General features: G+C 68.4%; 17 protein-coding genes. 8 read left to right on the top strand and 9 right to left on the bottom strand.

Going from position 1 to position 14,186, the window contains the following annotated elements; translation table 11 throughout:
* Positions 1-8: 8 nt before the first annotated feature.
* Positions 9-950, top strand: a complete 942-nt coding sequence (locus ACI7YT_RS05740; protein ID WP_406249505.1) for a glycosyltransferase family 2 protein — start codon at positions 9-11, stop codon at positions 948-950.
* Positions 951-981: 31 nt separating this feature from the next.
* Positions 982-1,755: an SDR family NAD(P)-dependent oxidoreductase gene (locus ACI7YT_RS05735; protein ID WP_406249504.1), complete on the top strand. Its 774-nt coding sequence runs from the start codon at positions 982-984 to the stop codon at positions 1,753-1,755.
* Positions 1,756-1,855: 100 nt separating this feature from the next.
* On the opposite strand, the gene ACI7YT_RS05730 is transcribed toward ACI7YT_RS05735, so the two are convergent.
* Positions 1,856-3,175, bottom strand: a complete 1,320-nt coding sequence (locus ACI7YT_RS05730; protein WP_406249503.1) for an alpha-L-fucosidase — start codon at positions 3,173-3,175, stop codon at positions 1,856-1,858.
* A 108-nt stretch (positions 3,176-3,283) separates the two neighbouring features.
* Positions 3,284-5,365: an ABC transporter ATP-binding protein gene (locus ACI7YT_RS05725; protein ID WP_406250503.1), complete on the bottom strand. Its 2,082-nt coding sequence runs from the start codon at positions 5,363-5,365 to the stop codon at positions 3,284-3,286.
* A 164-nt stretch (positions 5,366-5,529) separates the two neighbouring features.
* Here ACI7YT_RS05725 and ACI7YT_RS05720 point away from each other — a divergent pair, with 164 nt between their 5' ends.
* Positions 5,530-7,002: a DHA2 family efflux MFS transporter permease subunit gene (locus ACI7YT_RS05720; protein ID WP_406249502.1), complete on the top strand. Its 1,473-nt coding sequence runs from the start codon at positions 5,530-5,532 to the stop codon at positions 7,000-7,002.
* Between the two features lie 49 nt (positions 7,003-7,051).
* On the opposite strand, the gene ACI7YT_RS05715 is transcribed toward ACI7YT_RS05720, so the two are convergent.
* The gene (locus ACI7YT_RS05715; protein WP_406249501.1) at positions 7,052-7,183 is read right to left on the bottom strand and encodes a hypothetical protein; all 132 of its coding nucleotides are present in this window, start codon (positions 7,181-7,183) and stop codon (positions 7,052-7,054) included.
* Between the two features lie 86 nt (positions 7,184-7,269).
* Here ACI7YT_RS05715 and ACI7YT_RS05710 point away from each other — a divergent pair, with 86 nt between their 5' ends.
* The 4 genes from ACI7YT_RS05710 to ACI7YT_RS05695 all read left to right on the top strand — a co-directional run bounded on the left by ACI7YT_RS05710 (position 7,270) and on the right by ACI7YT_RS05695 (position 9,438).
* A complete protein-coding gene (locus ACI7YT_RS05710) occupies positions 7,270-7,746 on the top strand; it encodes a DUF6328 family protein (RefSeq protein WP_406249500.1) in 477 nt (158 codons plus the stop codon).
* 49 nt (positions 7,747-7,795) lie between these two features.
* Positions 7,796-8,371 carry a 1-acyl-sn-glycerol-3-phosphate acyltransferase gene (locus tag ACI7YT_RS05705; protein ID WP_406249499.1) on the top strand — a complete coding sequence of 192 codons (576 nt, stop codon included), beginning with the start codon at positions 7,796-7,798 and terminating at the stop codon, positions 8,369-8,371.
* 123 nt (positions 8,372-8,494) lie between these two features.
* Complete coding sequence (locus ACI7YT_RS05700) at positions 8,495-8,794, top strand: Fe-S cluster assembly protein HesB (RefSeq protein ID WP_406249498.1); 300 nt, start codon at positions 8,495-8,497, stop codon at positions 8,792-8,794.
* Between the two features lie 77 nt (positions 8,795-8,871).
* Complete coding sequence (locus ACI7YT_RS05695; protein WP_406249497.1) at positions 8,872-9,438, top strand: carboxymuconolactone decarboxylase family protein; 567 nt, start codon at positions 8,872-8,874, stop codon at positions 9,436-9,438.
* A 74-nt stretch (positions 9,439-9,512) separates the two neighbouring features.
* On the opposite strand, the gene ACI7YT_RS05690 is transcribed toward ACI7YT_RS05695, so the two are convergent.
* From ACI7YT_RS05690 to ACI7YT_RS05680, 3 genes are all read right to left on the bottom strand, one after another.
* On the bottom strand, positions 9,513-9,899 hold the full coding sequence (locus tag ACI7YT_RS05690) for an SHOCT domain-containing protein (protein ID WP_406249496.1): 387 nt from the start codon (positions 9,897-9,899) through the stop codon (positions 9,513-9,515).
* A 154-nt stretch (positions 9,900-10,053) separates the two neighbouring features.
* Entirely contained in the window at positions 10,054-10,932 is an 879-nt protein-coding gene (locus tag ACI7YT_RS05685) for a GyrI-like domain-containing protein (RefSeq protein WP_406249495.1), read from the bottom strand.
* Complete coding sequence (locus tag ACI7YT_RS05680) at positions 10,877-11,878, bottom strand: DMT family transporter (RefSeq protein WP_406249494.1); 1,002 nt, start codon at positions 11,876-11,878, stop codon at positions 10,877-10,879. Before ACI7YT_RS05680 ends, ACI7YT_RS05685 begins: the two co-directional genes overlap by 56 nt.
* 76 nt (positions 11,879-11,954) lie before the next feature.
* Here ACI7YT_RS05680 and ACI7YT_RS05675 point away from each other — a divergent pair, with 76 nt between their 5' ends.
* Positions 11,955-12,539 (top strand): TetR/AcrR family transcriptional regulator, encoded by a 585-nt coding sequence (locus tag ACI7YT_RS05675; protein ID WP_406249493.1) that lies wholly within the window; start codon positions 11,955-11,957, stop codon positions 12,537-12,539.
* Between the two features lie 4 nt (positions 12,540-12,543).
* On the opposite strand, the gene ACI7YT_RS05670 is transcribed toward ACI7YT_RS05675, so the two are convergent.
* The 3 genes from ACI7YT_RS05670 to ACI7YT_RS05660 all read right to left on the bottom strand — a co-directional run bounded on the left by ACI7YT_RS05670 (position 12,544) and on the right by ACI7YT_RS05660 (position 14,156).
* On the bottom strand, positions 12,544-13,107 hold the full coding sequence (locus ACI7YT_RS05670) for an alpha/beta fold hydrolase (protein ID WP_406249492.1): 564 nt from the start codon (positions 13,105-13,107) through the stop codon (positions 12,544-12,546).
* A 69-nt stretch (positions 13,108-13,176) separates the two neighbouring features.
* Complete coding sequence (locus ACI7YT_RS05665) at positions 13,177-13,995, bottom strand: alpha/beta fold hydrolase (RefSeq protein ID WP_406249491.1); 819 nt, start codon at positions 13,993-13,995, stop codon at positions 13,177-13,179.
* Entirely contained in the window at positions 13,992-14,156 is a 165-nt protein-coding gene (locus ACI7YT_RS05660; RefSeq protein ID WP_406249490.1) for a hypothetical protein, read from the bottom strand. The genes ACI7YT_RS05665 and ACI7YT_RS05660 overlap by 4 nt, the downstream gene beginning before the upstream one ends.
* Between the last annotated feature and the right edge of the window lie 30 nt (positions 14,157-14,186).

Genomic DNA, 14,186 nt, shown 5'->3' with positions numbered 1-14,186 from the left:
CTCGGGACGTGCCCGCACCGATCGTCACGCTCATCGTCCCCGGACGCGACATCGCAGCCTTCGTCCCGGCCGCCCTCGACTCCCTCCGGGCGCAGACCGAGGGTCGCTGGCGCGCACTCCTCATCGACGACGGATCCCTCGACGCCACCGGTGACGTCTTCGCGGATGCCGCGGCATCCGACCCTCGTTTCGACGTGCTCCGTCACGAGCGCTCGATCGGGCTGGGAGCGGCGCGCAATGTCGGACTCGACCGTGTCGACACCGAGTACGTCGGATTCCTGGACGGTGACGACGAGCTGACGCCGACCGCACTCGCGCGCCTCATCGGGACGCTGGAGACGACGGGCAGCGAGTTCGTCGCGGGTGCCTATGTCCGCTCACGACATGACCGCGGAGCGTACGTCCCTGGCCGCGTCCAGCCGTGGGTGGCCGCCGCCACGGATCCGCAGCGCCTCGGCACCACGATCTTCGAGCACCCGAAGGCGTCGGCCAACATCGTGGCCTGGTCGAAGATCAGTCGCAGCGACCTGTGGACGGGCCTCCGCTTCCCGGAGGGCGTCGCGTACGAGGACCAGATCGTCGCACAGAGGATGTACACCGTGGCTCGCGCGTTCGACGTGATCCCCGACGTCGTGGTGCGCTGGCGGCTGCGCGCAGACGGCTCGTCCATCTCGCAGGGCAAGGCGCAGCTGCCCGTGCTCCGCGATTACCTGGACGCCCTCCGCGGCGGCATCCGGGTGCTGCAGGATGCCGGGGCGCACGCCGCCGTGGCCGCTAGGCTGGAGCTCATCCTCGCGATGGACGTGCCGCCGCTCCAGGAGATCGCCGGCACCCACCCCGACCCCGCATACGCCGCGGAGGTCGCGGCGTTCACGGACGAACTGCGGTCATTCCCCGAGTTCGCCGACGCCCACCCCGACCCCACTCTCGCGGCCGCGCTCCACTGGTGATGTCCCGGCGCGCCCGCGTGTCAGGAGACCCATGAACACGTACCTCGACTCCCTCTTCTCCCTCGCCGACCGCACCGCGATCGTGACGGGCGGCAGCTCCGGCATCGGCCGCGGCATCGCCACGGCGCTCGCACACGCCGGAGCGGCGACCGTGATCGTCGCGCGCGGCGCCGACCGCGCCGAAGCCGTCGCCCGCGAACTGACGGATGCCGGATGCCGCGCCGCGGCTGTCATCGGCGATCTGAGCACCCGCGCCGGCATCCATGCGCTGGCGGATGCCGCGATGGAGCCGTTCGGCGAACCGGACATCCTGGTGAACTCGGCGGGCATCAACATCCGTCCGTCCTATCCCGACATCACCGAGGACGACTGGGATGCCACGATGACCGTGAACGCCCTCGCACCGTTCCTGCTCGGCCAGCGCTACGCGGCGGGGATGGCGGAGCGCGGTTACGGTCGTCTCATCCACATCAGCTCGCAACAGGCGCATCGCGCGTTCGTGGGCAGCGGGATCTACGGCGCCTCGAAGGGCGCCGTGGAGTCGCTCATGCGATCCGAGGCCGAGGCATGGGGTGGTACCGGCGTGACGAGCAACACGCTCGTGCCCGGGTTCGTGCTGACACCGTTGAATGCGCGCCTGCAGGAGGATCCGGAGAAGATCGCGGCGCTTGCGGCGCGGACGATGATCGGCCGCAACGGCCTGCCAGAGGACTTCGCCGGCGCCGCGGTGTTCCTCGCCGGCGCCGGGTCGGCGTACGTCACCGGGCACTCGCTGTTCGTCGACGGGGGCATGTCGGCGCACTGACGCCGAACGGCGTGTGCCGCACCCCGGACGGGGTCGCCGTCAGCACCGCGCGTCGCTCCTGCGACGCGCGGTGCGCGCGAGGTCCTGTCCGGGATCCAGATCAGACGCGGGCGAAGGCGACGGCTGCGGGGCCGTGCATCAGGCCTCCGACGCGCAGAATGCCCGCATCGCCCTCCCGCTCGACGACCACGTCGCCCGAGAGCACGCGCGCCTGATCGAGGTCGATCCCCCGCGCCGTGATCCGGTGCTCGCCCTGATCCTCCAGGAAGACGATCCGCTCGGTCGGCGTCTCCCAGTCCCGCCGCCACCGCCCGTCGTCGTCGTCGTCGCGATCCTCCTGGGCGGTGCGGCCTGTCACAGCTGCCGCGTCGGCGATCGGGAGCTTCCACTGCCCGAAGCCCTCGAGCGTGCGCTGCTGCAGTTCGGGGATGTCGCCCTCCGCCGTCGGCCCGACGTTCAGCAGCAGACGCCCGCCCTTCGAGACGACGTCCGTCCAGTGCTTGGCCAACTGCATGGGGTCGAGGGTCTCCCTGGGCGACTCGAGCCGGTTGTAGCCGAAGGACCACCCCAGACCTCGGTTGTTCTCCCAGACGTCCTTGTCCTCGTTCGCCTTGCCGGCGGAGTACTCGGTCGTCGCCACGTCGTAGTAGGTGCGTCCCCAGCGGTCGTTGACGACGCCGTCGGGGTTCGCGGCGAAGTAGTCGCGGAACAGCTCGTGCAGCCCTCCGGGCTCGCGGTGCTTCCCGGCATCCGGCCACTCGATGTCGTTCCAGAGCACGTCCGGCCGGTATCGACGGATCAGGTCGCGTACATGCGCGGCCGCGTAGTCGTGATAGGCGGCGTCGTTCGGCCGAAGAGTGTGCACCTGGTCACCGGTGCGATGGGGCGGGAGGTCCGTGACGGACCAGTCCAGTCCGCCCGAGTAGTACACGCCGAAGCGGAGTCCTTCCGCTCGTACCGCGTCCGCGATCTCGCCGACCAGGTCCCGGTGCGGACCGCGATGCACGGTGTTCCGCGTGCCGGTTCCCGGTGCATCCCACAGGGTGATCCCGTCGTGGTGCTTGGTCGTGGGGACCACGTATTCCGCTCCGGCGCGCGCGAACAGGGCGGCCCACGCCCTCGGATCGAACCGTTCCGCGCTCCATTCGTCGAGGAAGTCATCGTACCCAGCGCCGCCGTAGGTCTCCTCGTGGTGCCGTTGCGCCGGGCTCCCCGGGATGCGGATCGTGTTCAGGTACCACTCCGCGTACGGGTTGTGCGCGAACCAGGTGTCGTCGTCCTCGATCTCACCGAGCGCGCCGATCGGCTCGGCCCAGGCCGGCACGGAGTACGCGCCCCAGTGGATGAAGATCCCGAACTTCGCGCGGCCGTACCACTCGGGCAGCTCGCGATCCAGGTCGGTCCAGGTCTTGTCGGTCATGAGTACCCATCGTTCAGGACAGCGCCACAGGTCGGATGTATCAGCGCCTATTGTGCGGAACTCCCCGGCCAGGGTCAAGCAATTCCTGCAATACGTCCGATGTTCGCGTCACGCTTGCGGCGGGTCGACCTGCGGGTCCGCGACTTCCAGCAACGGCACGGGCGCGGTGAGGGCCGCCACGGCATCCGCTCCGGCCGAGTCGTCCGGAGCCTGATCCGCCCGGCGCGCCGCGAGCGCCGCCGCCACGGCGCCCGAGAACCCGGCGGCCGCGCTCGCCTCTGCCGCTTCCTCCGCGCCGACGATTCTGGATGCCGCGATCTGCTGCGCTGCGAGCTCGGCGTAGAGTCCACCGGCCGCAAGCAGCTCGGCATGCGTGCCCGATTCGACGATACGACCCGCTTCGAGGACGTGGATGACGTCGGCGCCGATCACGGTCGACAGGCGGTGCGCGATCGACAGCACAGTGCGCCCCCTCGCCGCCTCATCCAGAGCCTCCTGCACGACGCGCTCCGAGACCGTGTCCAGCGCCGACGTGGCCTCGTCGAGCAGGAGGACGGGCGGATCCTTCAGCAGCACGCGCGCGATCGCGACTCGCTGCTTCTCTCCGCCGGAGAGCCGGTACCCGCGTTCGCCGACGACCGTGTCGTAGCCGTGCTCGAAACCGCTGATGATGTGGTCGATGTTCGCGGCTCTGCACGCCGCGATGACCTCGTCCTCGGTGGCGTCCGGCTTCGCGTACATCAGGTTCTCGCGGATCGTCGCGTGGAAGAGATACGTCTCCTGCGAGACGATGCCGATCTCGTCGATGATGGACTCCTGCGTGAGATCGCGCACGTCGGCGCCCGCGAAGAAGACCTGCCCTTCAGCCGCCTCGTACATCCGCGGCGCGAGGTACAGCACCGTGGTCTTGCCAGCGCCGGACGGACCGACGAACGCGACGTGCTGACCCGGCTCTGCCGCGAAGGAGACGCCCTGCAGCGTCGGGCGCGCGTCCGCCGCCGCATCCGGATACCGGAAGACGACGTCGCGGAACTCCACCCGCCCGCGCGGTCCGGGCGCGTCGGCGACCTCGACGGCATCCGGCGCATCCTGGATCGCGGGGACCAGGTCCAGGTACTCGAAGATGCGGGCGAACAGGGCCGCCGACGTCTGAAGGTCCAGCGCGACGCGCATCAGACCCATCAACGGCATCAGCAGACGCGCCTGCACCGTCGTGAACGCGACGACCGTGCCGGCGGTGATCGCGTCGACTCCCCCGGCGATGAAGTATCCGGCGACGAGGTAGATGATCGCCGGCACGGACGCCATCAGCACCTGCACGACGGCGAAGAACCCCTGGCCGCTCATGGCTCGGCGCACCTGCAGCACGACCTGGTTGCGGTTCTCCGCCTGATAGCGCTCCGACTCGGCGCGCTGCCGGTTGAACGACTTCGACAACAGCATCCCCGAGACGCTCAGCGTCTCCTGTGTGATGCTCGTCAGCTCGCTCAGAGACTCCTGCGTCTCTCCCGCGATGCGGGCCCGCACCTGGCCGACGCGGCGCTGCACGATGATCAGGATGGGCATCATGACGACGGCGATGAGGGTGAGCCGCCAGTCGATGAGGATCATCGCGACGAGGGAGGCGACGACGGTGACCGTGTTGCCCAGGATGCTCGTGACGGTGTTCGTGAGCACGCCCGAGACGCCGCCGACGTCGTTCTGCAGACGCGATTGGATGACGCCGGTCTTCGTGCGGGTGAAGAAGCCGAGTTCCATCTCCTGCAGATGCTCGAACAGTTTCACGCGGAGATCGCCTGTGACGCGGTTGCCGACGGTCGAGGTGAACCACGTCTGCGCGACGCCGAGGGCGGCGGAGACGAGGAAGAGTCCGATCATGATGGCGACGAGTCGGATCAGCAGCGAGACATCGGGACCGGATCCGTCGACGGGGAAGAGCGCATCGTCGAAGATGCGCTGGACGAGCAGCGGCGGGATCACGGCGATGGCGGCTCCCGCGATGACCAGGATGCCGGTGATGACGATGCGCCAGAGATAGGGGCGGAACAAGCCGACGACACGGTTCCCGAGCCCGGGGATGCGCGGCGCCTCGGCATTCAGGCGCTTCTGCGCCGCCTCGTCGACTCCGCGGAATCCAGCCCCGCCACCAGAGCCGCCGCCGCGACCCCCTCCACCGTGTCCGCCGCCCATGCTCATGCGGTCAGCCTAACGCCGAAGAATTCTCGGGATCCGTCCTCGGATCGGGAATGCGATGTCGCACCCCGCGGTTACTCTTGAGGCTTGCCCTCGTGCGGATGCTGGTTCTGACAGTTCCGCCGGTGGCCGTCCGCCCGTCCTGAACGCAAGGAGACGTCATGGCCACAACCACTGGTTCCATACCCACAACCGCCAAGCAGGCACCCATGATCCCGCGCTCTGACATGCGCGTGATCTGGCTGCTGCTGGTCGCCGCATTCGTCGCGATCCTCAACGAGACCACGATGGGCATCGCGATCCCGCACCTCAACGAGGATCTGGGATTGCCGCCCGAGCTCGGTCAGTGGCTGACGAGTGCGTTCATGCTGACGATGGCCGTCGTGATCCCGACGACCGGATTCATCCTGCAGCGCTTCACCACCCGCCAGGTGTTCATCGCCGCGATGAGCGCGTTCACGCTCGGCACCCTGGTCTGCCTCGTGGCACCGGGATTCACCGTGCTCCTCGCGGGTCGCGTGATCCAGGCCGCCGGTACCGGTGTCATGATGCCGCTGCTGATGACCACGATGATGAACGTCGTGCCGCCGCAGTCCCGCGGACGCATGATGGGCCGCGTCGGTCTCGTCATCTCGCTGGCCCCTGCCATCGGCCCGACCCTCGCCGGAGCGGTCCTCACGACGCTGAGCTGGCGGTGGCTGTTCGCCATCGTGCTGCCGATCGCGATCGTGGCACTGCTCATGGGTGCGAAGTGGATGACGAACCTCGGCGAGACGAAGAAGGTTCCCCTCGACCTGCTGTCGATCCCGCTTGCCGCCTTCGGCTTCGGCGGCATCGTGTACGGCCTCAGCCAGTTCGGCGGCCACGGCGCCGGCGCCGCCACCACCGGCATCGTCGCGCTGGTCGTCGGCGCGATCGCCCTGGCACTGTTCGTGTGGCGCCAGCTCGTGCTGCAGCGCATCGACGACGCACTGCTCGACCTGCGCGTGTTCCGCTCGCGGAACTTCACGATCGCCGTCATCATCATGGCGATCGTCGCGCTGTCGATGTTCGGCACCCTCACGCTGCTGCCCCAGTACCTGCAGACCGTCGCGGGGCTGGATGCCCTGCAGTCCGGGCTCATCCTGCTGCCCGGCTCGGTCCTCATGGGTCTGCTCGGTCCGGTGATGGGACGCGTCTACGACTCCCGCGGTACGCGCACGCTGCTCGTACCGGGGACGATCATGATCTCCGCGGCGCTGTTCTACTACTCGACGGTCGGTGAGCACACCCCGTGGGTGATGCTCGTGATCGTGCAGACCGTGATGTCGGTGGGTCTGGCCATGTCGTTCACACCGCTGTTCTCCGCATCGCTCGGATCGCTGGAGCGCCGCTTCTACTCGCACGGGTCGGCGGTCCTGAACACCCTGCAGCAGGTGGCCGGCGCCGCCGGCGTCGCCGTCATGACAGTGATCTACTCGTCGATCCTGCACGCCGGTGAGGAAGCAGGGCTCTCCACTGCGGCGGCCGGAGCACCGGGGGCTCGGACGGCATTCCTGCTGGCTGCGATCATCTCGCTCGCCGCCGTGGTTCTGTCGGGCTTCGTCCGCAAGCCGGCGGATGACGCCGGCGACGGCTTCCACGGCGGTCACTGACAGCTGTACGTCCGCCCTGCCATCGGCAGGGCGGACGTGGCCGAAGGACTCAGTCGGTCGGCAGTGCGCAGAACCCGCCGCTGCAGACACCGACATCGGTGTCGCCCAGCAGGTCGAGTCCCGCGGGCGCGGCAAGAGGCTGCGCTGCGGACGGGACTTCGTGGGTCTGAGGATCGCTCATCCCCCCATGCTACGCCCGCGTACGCGGGAGGGCTCGCTGCGCAACTCGCCCTGGACATCCGGACGGCAGCACTCGAGACTGCCGATATGAGCGATGTGGATGCCACGGTCGACGGCCGCGACGAGACGCCCGATGAACGCGCCGATCGCAATTGGGACGAACTCATGCAGGAGCTGCGCGTCATGCAGACCGGCACCCAGGTGTTGTCCGGCTTCCTGCTCGCGGTCGCGTTCCAGCCTCGATTCACGGAACTGGATGACATCCAGCGCGGCTGCTATCTCGTTCTGGTCGGCCTGGCGGCACTCGCGACCATCCTGTCGCTGACCCCGGTCGGTCTGCATCGCGCGTGGTTCGGGCTGCATCGAAAACCCGACCTCGTCCGCTTCACGTCGCGCATCGTGAAGGCGAACCTCTGCGTCATCGGGCTGCTGAGCGTGGGGGTCACGGGACTGATCTTCGACTTCGTCCTCGGCCGCATCGCTTCCGTGACAGTGCTGATCGCGGCGAGCGCGGTCGTCATGGCGCTGTGGGTGCTGCTGCCCCGGCTCGCGAATCGCCGCTGAGGTCGGCTGCATACCCCGGACTGCATATGCGTTCGCCTACGGTTGTCTGATGCTCAAACGCCTCCTGTCACGCATCTATTGGGCGTTCAGCCGTTGGACGCTGGCCGGAGAGACGGCGCCGGATCGTCCCACCATCCTGCTCGGGGCGCCGCACACGTCCAATTGGGATTTCGTGCTCATGCTCGCCATCGCGTGGCGTCTCGGAATCGACGTCCACTGGTTGGGCAAGAAGAGCCTCTTCCGCGGTTGGCGCGGACCGATCATGCGCCGTCTCGGCGGCATCCCCGTCGACAGAGACGACCCCGGCCGCGTCGTGACCGACGTCATCGAGCAGGTGGATGCCGGGACCGTCTTCGGCCTGGTGATCACGCCCGACGGCACGCGCGGCGGCAACGAGTACTGGAAGAGCGGCTTCTACCGCATCGCCAGGCAGACGGGGATGCCGGTCACGCTCGGCTACGTCGACCGGACCACGATGACCGCGGGTCTGGGACCGACGATCTCCCTGACCGGCGCGGTGTCGTCCGACATGGACATGATCCGCGCGTTCTATGCCGACAAGGCCGGAGCACGACCGGAGCGACGGACCGAGCCTCGCCTGCGCGAGGAGACCCTAGCCGAGTGACCCCCGCCAAGGTGGGAGAACCCTCCGAGTCCCCGCCAGGGGGTTGAAGCGGGTGGCATCGTCGGGAATCGTAGCCCGGACATGCCTCGACCGGGGTGTGCCCGCGAACGGAAGGAGAGCGCCGTGCTCACCCTCACCGACAATGCAAACGCCGTCGTCACCACGATCGTGACGGGCCAGGAGAACGGAGACGATGCCGGACTGCGGATCGAATCCGCGCCAGCACCGGGTCCGAACGGAGAGACGCGCTTCGCCGTGCACGTCGTCCCCTCCCCCGAGCCTGCCGACCAGATCATCGAGGCCGCCGGAACCCGGGTGTTCCTCGAGACCGCCGCCGCCGAGGCACTGGCCGACAAGGTTCTGGATGCTGGTGTGGACGGCGAAGGCACCGTCAGCTTCACGATTCTGCCCCAGCCCGTCTGAGCCCTCTTCCGTCCGGGACTCCGGGCGAGTAGCGTCCGTCCTGATCGGTGTCCGCGCCGATCAGGACGGACGCTGCCATGATCATCGCTCCCCCACCGGCGGAGACCGCCGTCGGCCACGTGGCCGACATGTATGCCGAGGACATCGCGGATGACGGGTTCGTCTTCGCGCACACCCAGGCGCTGGCCGTGAACCCGGATGCCCACGCCGCGTTCGAGCAACTGGTGCGTGCCATCGTCCCGTCGATCGGCCTCGGCGTCTACGAAGCCGCGACGCTCGGGGCGGCGCAGGCCATCGGCTCCACGCACTGCCTGCTCGCGCACGGTCGCAAGGCGCTGCGCGCCGAGGTCGTGGACGAAGACGGACTGATGGCGTTCGCTCAGGGCGACGACAGCGGCTTCTCATCGGGCGAACAGATCGTGATCCGCTTCGCCAGAAAACTGTCGACCGACGCGGCCGCGATGACGGATGCCGACACGCAGGAACTGCGGGATGCCGGTTTCAGCGACCGGCAGATCGTGGACATCACCCTTGCGGCTGGTGCACGCAACTTCCTCAGCCGGTCGCTCCTGGCGCTGGCGGTGCCCGTCGACGAGATCCCGGGGCTCGCGCCGCCTCTGGCCGCGGCGCTCGCGGCATCCTGATCCCCTCGGACACAGAACCGCCCCCTCGTCGACGTCGTCGACGAGGGGGCGGTTCAGTCAGCCTTGGAGCAGGATCAGCTCAGGGCCTTGGCCTTGAGCGCGTCGAACTCCTCGGTGGTGATCGCACCGGAGGTCAGGAGTTCCTTGGCCTTCGCGATCTCGTCGGTCGGGCTCGCGCCTGCGACCTGCTGGATGTAAGCATCGGTGGATGCCTTGGCGGCTTCGGCCTGAGCGGCGAAGCGCTCGGCCATGCCGTTGCCGCGCGCGATCAGGTACACCAGCACAGTGAGGAACGGCACGAAGATCAGGAAGATGATCCAGACAGCCTTCCACCCGCCGCTGAGCTTGCGGTCGCGGAACAGATCGCCGATCACGGCGAACAGTGCGTACAGGTACGACACGAACGCGAAGATGAAGATGAACCACCAGATGATGTCCCAGAATGATGCCCAGAAGTTCATGGGTGTGTGCCTTTCTTTGGATGCCGCCGTCACGGCACGAGTGCTGCCGCCGTTGCGGCTGGCCTCTGGAACCGTACTGCCTCAGCGACGATCAACGCACGATTGACGCGCCGCGGTCACCCGTTCCGGGTGACCGCGGCGCCGGTTGCGGCATCTATGCCCGCTCGACCGGCAGCCAGAGCTCGCATGTCGCGTGCGTCTCGGTCAATTCGAGATAGCGGACGATCGACGGGCCGGGACGCAGGCGCCACGGGTTCGACGGGAACCATTCGGTGGCCGTCGCAGCCCACAGCCGTTGCAGCGTCTCCGGGAACGCTCCGCTGGAGGTGAAGACCGCCCAGGACCCGGCCGGCAACGCGATCACGTCGAGATCGTCGGGGACGGCAGTGCCTTCGGAAACGGCGACGCCGTGCAGGTAGGTGAGCGTTGTCCCCTCCGCGGCATCCGGCTCCGGTCCGTCGGAGACGGCGAGGATGCCGGCCGGATCGGTGTTGCTGAGCTCCTTCAGCCGCAGGTGCTCCTGCGGTGCGAGAGACGCGATGTGCGCCTGGATGTGCGGGTTGACGCCCTCGTGGATGAGGGGCACCTCGACGGCATGGCCGACGAGGTCGAGCGCCGGGCGATCGATGATGGTGACGTCCATGGGGATTCTCCCTTCGACGCTCAGACGGAATCTGAGCGTGGGTTGTGTGCGGAGAGGACCGCCTTCTCGGCGCACCTGAGCCGGCGCCGTGTCGTGCACGGCGCGGAACGCGCGGCCGAAAGCCTCGACCGAGCCGTATCCGTGGCGCACCGCGACCGTCAGCAGGTCGGGCGCACCGGAGACGAGGTCCGCCGCCGCACGAGTCATGCGTCGCCGGCGGATGTACTCCGACACCGGCATCCCGGCGAGCGATGCGAACATGCGCCGCAGGTGGTACTCGGTTGTGGCGCGCGTGCGGGCGAACGCCGCGAGGTCGATGTCCTGCCCCGGCTGATCATCGTCGAGGTTGTCCTCGATCAGGTCGACCAGAGCGTTCAGGGTGCCGATCATGCGGTCCTCCTTTCGAGAACAATGCTCGCCGCTCGGCGACGGACGCCGCCCGATCATCCGTGCCCGATTCGATCAGGGCGTCCGTGCGCGAGGGACGCATGCCGACGACGACCCCGATCGTCACCAGCAGGGTCCCGATGATATGCGACAGGTGCACGACCCCGACACCGAGCACCGCAGTCGTCAGCAGCGCGCCGACAGGGACCAGCCCTGCGAAGAGGCCGGCGCGATCGGCGCCGAGGCGGTGGAGAGCCTGGTACCAGAGGAGGAAGGCGAGCGCGGTCACGATCGCACCGAGGTACCCGAACGCGACCGCCTCGGTCGGCGTCGGCAGGCGCATCGAGGCGGCACCATCCACGGCGACGCCCACGATCACCAGCGGAATGACCGAGAGAGCGGCAGGGTACGCCGCGACGCGCAGCGCCCCGAGCTTGGGCAGCAGCGGAACGGCCAGCAGTGAGAAGGCGACCTCGCACAGCAGGGCGCCGATCGCGAGCAGGACGCCATGGAGACTCGCTCCCCCGAATCCGGCCGCGACGACCACGCCAGACGTCACGACCACCGCTGCTGCGATGAGTCGGGCTGTGGGACGCCTCCGTTGCAGCACCGGACCCGCGATCGCGAGCACGATGGGGACCGCTCCGACCACGCTACCGATCATCGCGGGGCTCGCGTGACGCGTGGCCTCGACGAGGAAGACATTGAATCCGACCAGTCCGGTGGCGGACAGCGCGAGCAGCAGGAGCAGTTCGCGCGTCGTCAATCGCGCTCGCGGCAGCCGCATCCGGCGCGCGACCAGCAGCAGGATGACGGCGGCGAGCGCGTAACGCAGCGCCTGGCCGAGCAGCACGGGATAGTCGGCGATCATGGCGGACACGGCCGCCGACGAGCCCACGAGCAGCATCGCCGCCGCGCCCCCGGCTGCCGGCAACGTGGTCGATCCCATGCGCTTGGCCTTTCTATCCGCAACAGTGTTGTTGCAGTTATAGCAGAAAGGCAATCACGGTAGTACTGTTTTCGTCATGTCGACCTCGACCCCGCGCCCGCTGCGAGCGGATGCCGAACGCAGCGTCCATGCGATCCTCGAGGCCGCTGAGCGCACGCTCTCGGTTGATCCCGGAGCGCCGATGGAGAAGATCGCGATGGCTGCGGGGGTCGCGCGCACGACCATCCATCGCCGCTTCGTGAACCGACAGGCCCTGCTCGACACCCTGGCGCTGTCGGCTGCCGAGCGGCTCATCCAGGCGATCGACGACGGACACCCCGATACAGCCCCTCCCCTCGTGGCACTGCACCGGATCACCGCGAACGTGCTCGACGTGAAGAGCGCGTGGGCGTTCGCACTCAGCATCCCGTCCGAAGCGGAGAGCACGGCCGCGCAACTGCACGCGGATATCGCTCAGCACTGTCTCACCGTGCTCGAGCGCGCACGGGATGCCGGACTCATCGCCGACGGCGCCGACCTGCTGTGGATCCGGCGCGTGTACTACGCGCTGCTCGCGGCGACTCTGCAGGAGTCCGCGGACGATGCCGGGCTCGACGTCGACACGCTGGCCGCCCGCATCGTCGACACGCTGCTGCAGGGAGCGGGGCGTCGGACGGCGTGACCGTTCAGTCCCAGTCGAGGTACTCCTCGATGATGACCGCCGTCTCGACAGGATGCGTCACCGGGAACAGGTGATCCGCACCCTCGACGGTCTTGATGCTCGAGCGCTCGGGCGCGGTGGCGTGCAGCTGCTCGGCGTTCGACATCGGAGTGACCTCGTCGGCGGTGGCCTGCACGATGAGGATCGGGAGCACAGGCGCCAGGGCGATCCCGGCATCCGCAACTCCCAGCAGGAGCAGGCCGTTCGAGCGGTCGGGGTGCTCGGCGACGACGGTCGCCGCGACTGAACCGCCGAAGCCGTGTCCGCCGATCCAGGCGTCGGCGAGGCCCACCTGATCCATCACCGCGATGACGTCGTCGGAACGCTCGGCCAGTGTCGCCTCACCCGGCCGGTGCCCGATGCGCAGCACGCGGAAACCGGCCTCCTCGGCGAGATAGTGAGCGACGATGCCGAGCACCTCGTTGTCGGTGTCGGCCTCGGGGATCAGTACGAGGGCGACGGGGCCCTCCCCCTCGTCGACGTAGCGCACGGCACGGCCGGTCGGGTCGAAGATGCTGCTCTCGCTCACGTGGTCAGTCCTCTCGTATGGCCGTCATGATCGCCTTCGGCCATGCGGGCGCGGCACGGACTGACAATGTTACCGGAGGGCACCCCGCTGCGCCGGTGAGAGCAGCCACGCTCTCAGCACGCTGATCCACTCGTCGAACGCGTCGAGATGCGCGTCATGACTGCCTCCACGCAGGTCGGCGCGCCGCGTGACCGGTCGGCGCGTCAGCAGTTCGTCCTTCTCGGCCGACGCGAACATCCCTCGGCGAGCGAAGACGGCGAGCGTCGGCGCCTCCAGCTGCTCCCACTCCTGCCATCTCGGTGCATGCACCGCTCTGATCGTGCGCTCCATGATGTCGGCGTCGAAACGCGGACGCAGCCCATCCGGAGTGGTTTCGAGGTCGGCGATCCAGGCATCCACGATCGCTTCGCCGCCGAGGAGCTCCCGCGCGTGGGACTCGTCACGGAACGTCGGTGGCCACGACGCGAAGAACTGACCGAGGCCGGCGGCGGACTTCGGATCCGCATCGCCGGCGACATGCCCCTCGAGCATCACCAGCCGATCGACGAGATCCGGACGTGCGGCGGCGACGAGGAATGCCGTATGCGCGCCCATCGACTGACCGACCAGCACGCAGCGCTGTCCTGGAGCGAGCGACTCGAGGACATGGACGACATCTCCCACGTGCGCCTCGCGGGAGAGATCAGTCGGCCGACGCGTGCTGCATCCGTGGCCGCGCTGATCCATGAGCAGAACACGGAACGAGTCCGCGAGCGCTTCGGCCGTGGGAAGCAGTTCTCGCGAGCTGCCGGCGAGTCCATGAAGCAGGAGGACCGGCGGACCGTCACCGCCGACGTCTGTGACGGCGAGCGAGACTTCGCCCCGCTGAAGCGTGACCGACGCCGTCAATCGCGGCCCGCACTGTGATCGGAGACGTCGGGTTCGGCGCGCAGGACGTCGGCGATCTCCTCTTCGGGACGAGGCGCGATCGTCTCGTCCTCCTCGAGCTCGGGGACGGACGACTCACCGGGTGCGGGAATGTGTCCCGGATGCTGAGCATCGAACGTCATAGCGCTCCTCCTTCGACACTCACAGGTTAC

It is taken from the genome of Microbacterium sp. M (assembly GCF_045181065.1).
GTDB lineage: Bacteria > Actinomycetota > Actinomycetes > Actinomycetales > Microbacteriaceae > Microbacterium.
Note: the sequence above shows the minus strand (reverse complement) of the source record. Positions and strands in the feature narration are given on the sequence as shown.

Excerpts from the sequence above, each read along its gene's own strand:
- ACI7YT_RS05730 (WP_406249503.1), bottom strand. The coding sequence starts at position 3,175 with ATGACCGACAAGACCTGGACCGACCTGGATCGCGAGCTGCCCGAGTGG.
- ACI7YT_RS05695 (WP_406249497.1), top strand. The coding sequence starts at position 8,872 with ATGATCATCGCTCCCCCACCGGCGGAGACCGCCGTCGGCCACGTGGCC.
- ACI7YT_RS05725 (WP_406250503.1), bottom strand. The coding sequence starts at position 5,365 with ATGGGCGGCGGACACGGTGGAGGGGGTCGCGGCGGCGGCTCTGGTGGC.
- ACI7YT_RS05735 (WP_406249504.1), top strand. The coding sequence starts at position 982 with ATGAACACGTACCTCGACTCCCTCTTCTCCCTCGCCGACCGCACCGCG.
- ACI7YT_RS05710 (WP_406249500.1), top strand. The coding sequence starts at position 7,270 with ATGAGCGATGTGGATGCCACGGTCGACGGCCGCGACGAGACGCCCGAT.
- ACI7YT_RS05660 (WP_406249490.1), bottom strand. The coding sequence starts at position 14,156 with ATGACGTTCGATGCTCAGCATCCGGGACACATTCCCGCACCCGGTGAG.
- ACI7YT_RS05715 (WP_406249501.1), bottom strand. The coding sequence starts at position 7,183 with ATGAGCGATCCTCAGACCCACGAAGTCCCGTCCGCAGCGCAGCCTCTT.
- ACI7YT_RS05690 (WP_406249496.1), bottom strand. The coding sequence starts at position 9,899 with ATGAACTTCTGGGCATCATTCTGGGACATCATCTGGTGGTTCATCTTC.
- ACI7YT_RS05675 (WP_406249493.1), top strand. The coding sequence starts at position 11,955 with ATGTCGACCTCGACCCCGCGCCCGCTGCGAGCGGATGCCGAACGCAGC.
- ACI7YT_RS05685 (WP_406249495.1), bottom strand. The coding sequence starts at position 10,932 with ATGATCGGCACCCTGAACGCTCTGGTCGACCTGATCGAGGACAACCTC.
- ACI7YT_RS05705 (WP_406249499.1), top strand. The coding sequence starts at position 7,796 with ATGCTCAAACGCCTCCTGTCACGCATCTATTGGGCGTTCAGCCGTTGG.
- ACI7YT_RS05680 (WP_406249494.1), bottom strand. The coding sequence starts at position 11,878 with ATGGGATCGACCACGTTGCCGGCAGCCGGGGGCGCGGCGGCGATGCTG.
- ACI7YT_RS05720 (WP_406249502.1), top strand. The coding sequence starts at position 5,530 with ATGGCCACAACCACTGGTTCCATACCCACAACCGCCAAGCAGGCACCC.